Origin of the sequence: Pseudonocardia halophobica (assembly GCF_027922425.1) — a bacterium.
Classification (GTDB): domain Bacteria; phylum Actinomycetota; class Actinomycetes; order Mycobacteriales; family Pseudonocardiaceae; genus Pseudonocardia; species Pseudonocardia halophobica.
Genome location: NZ_BSFQ01000095.1, coordinates 1 through 2,094 on the forward strand (window position 1 = coordinate 1; position 2,094 = coordinate 2,094).

Annotated in this window: 2 protein-coding genes; one reads left to right on the forward strand and one right to left on the reverse strand. The window is 71.3% G+C overall.

The features are described 5' to 3' along the window. Positions 1–9 precede the first annotated feature (9 nt). Positions 10–459, reverse strand: a complete 450-nt coding sequence (locus PKE99_RS37330) for a glycosyltransferase family protein (protein WP_231498499.1) — start codon at positions 457–459, stop codon at positions 10–12. A gap of 542 nt (positions 460–1,001) precedes the next feature. Between PKE99_RS37330 and PKE99_RS37335 the strand changes: the two genes are divergently transcribed. Beyond that, positions 1,002–2,094, forward strand: a 1,093-nt coding sequence (locus PKE99_RS37335) for a glutathione-independent formaldehyde dehydrogenase (RefSeq protein WP_271215002.1), incomplete at its 3' end; no start/stop codon positions are given.

Consider the following 2,094-nt stretch of genomic DNA (forward strand, 5'->3'; position numbering starts at 1 on the left):
CCTCGATCATCACCAGACCGAACGGCTCGCCCACTGCACGGGGTTCAGGAGGGCGAACGAGCCCCCGACGAGCTCCAGCTTCTCGGTGCAGCCCAGTTCCCCGAGGAACTCGACGTCCGCGCACAGCAGCGGCTTGACCTGCGCGTCGAAGTACTCGCGCTCGCCCGGCTCCCGGAGCTTGGCGGCCATGCGCAGCGGGACGCCCGCCGCCCGGGCCACGAGGGCGGCCTCGCGAGGTCCCTTCTCCGGGGACATGCGCCCCAGGAAGCTCGCGTACCCGCCGTTCCCGCGGCCCACCGGGACCGACTCCACGTCCAGGCCGTGGTGGATCACGCCGGCGAGCGGGACCCCGTCGGCGGTGGCCGCCTGGTGGTGCGAGATGGCCACCACGGCGACTCCGCGCATCGCGCGGTAGACCGGGCCCAAGGTCGCGTCGAACGGGCCGTGGGCGGTGGTCACCACGGGCGTGCCGGCCGGAAGGACGCCGGTACAGCGGGCCGGTCGACGTGTGGTCGTGCACGACGTCCATGTCGCTCATGGCGGCGTAGCTCGTGATGGCGTGGCTCAGCTCGGTCACCGCGTCGGCGCACACCGGTCCCGCCTTCCCGGCCTCGTCGGTTCCTCGCACCCGTGGCACCGGGCAGGCGCTGTTGGCCGCGGCGGCGAGCAGCACCTCGTGACCGGCGCGAACCAGTCCGCGGGCCAGGCGATCGACGACCGACTCCGTGCCGCCGTAGGCGAGAGGGGGGACGGGGACGCCCGGAGGGGCTATGAGACCGATGCGCATGGAGGAAGGTCCTCGGGAAGTGGCGCGGGCCGTGGCTCGCGTCGCCCCGGGTCCGAATTCCGTCGGCAGGGCGACCCGTCCCGGTTGCGGGGTCGGCCTTCGGGTCCGGGATCGGCATGTCTGCCAATACCCGGTCCACGTTCCGCCGGGGTGCAATGAGGGGGGCCCACCCGAGCCCGGAGCGGGCGGGCACACCCGCGACGAGGGAGGCAGCGTGAAAGCAGTGGTCTACGAGGGGCCGCGCCAGGTCAGGGTCAAGGACGTACCGGACGCACGGATCGAGCGCCCGACCGACGTCCTGGTGCGGATCACGTCGGCGAACATCTGCGGCTCGGACCTGCACATGTACGAGGGCCGGACCGACTTCGAGCCCGGCCGTTGGTTCGGGCACGAGAACCTGGGCCAGGTGGTCGAGGTCGGCACCGGCGTCGACAAGGTCCAGGTGGGGGAGTACGTCGTCCTGCCGTTCAACATCTCGTGCGGCCACTGCAAGAACTGCGAGCGCCAGCTCACCAACTACTGTCTGACCGCGCAGCCCGAGCCGAAGATGGCCGGCGCCGCCTACGGTTTCGCCGACATGGGCCCGTGGGCCGGAGGACAGGCCGAGCTGCTGCGCGTGCCCTGGGGTGACTTCAACTGCCTGCGACTGGGGGAGGACGCCGAGGAGCGGCAGGCCGACTACGTGATGCTCGCCGACATCTTCCCGACGGGCTACCACGCCACCGAGATGGCCGGCGTGCAGCCCGGCGACCAGACGGTCATCTACGGTGCCGGCCCGGTCGGGCTGATGGCCGCCCTCTCGGCGACCATCCGAGGGGCCGGCAAGGTGATGGTCGTCGACCGGCACCCCGACCGGCTGCGACTGGCCGAGTCGATCGGCGCGATCGCCATCGACGACTCGAAGGTCGATCCCGTGCAGGCCGTTCTCGACCAGACGATGGGGCTGGGCGCGGACAACGGGTGCGAATGCGTCGGCTACCAGGCACACCAGCCCGACGGGCAGGAGCAGGCCAACCTGACGATGAACCGGCTGGTCGCCTCGGTGCGCTTCACCGGGAAGATCGGCAACGTCGGCGTCTTCGTGCCCCAGGATCCCGGGGCAAGTGACGAGCTCGCGAAGCAGGGCAAGCTCGCCTTCGACTACGGCATGTTCTGGTTCAAGGGCCAGCACATCGGCAGCGGCCAGGCGCCGGTCAAGCGGTACAACAGGCAGCTGCGCGACCTGATCGCCGGGGGCAAGGCCGAGCCGTCGTTCATCGTGAGCCTCGAGCTGCCCCTCGACCGCGCGCCGGAGGCCTACGAGCACT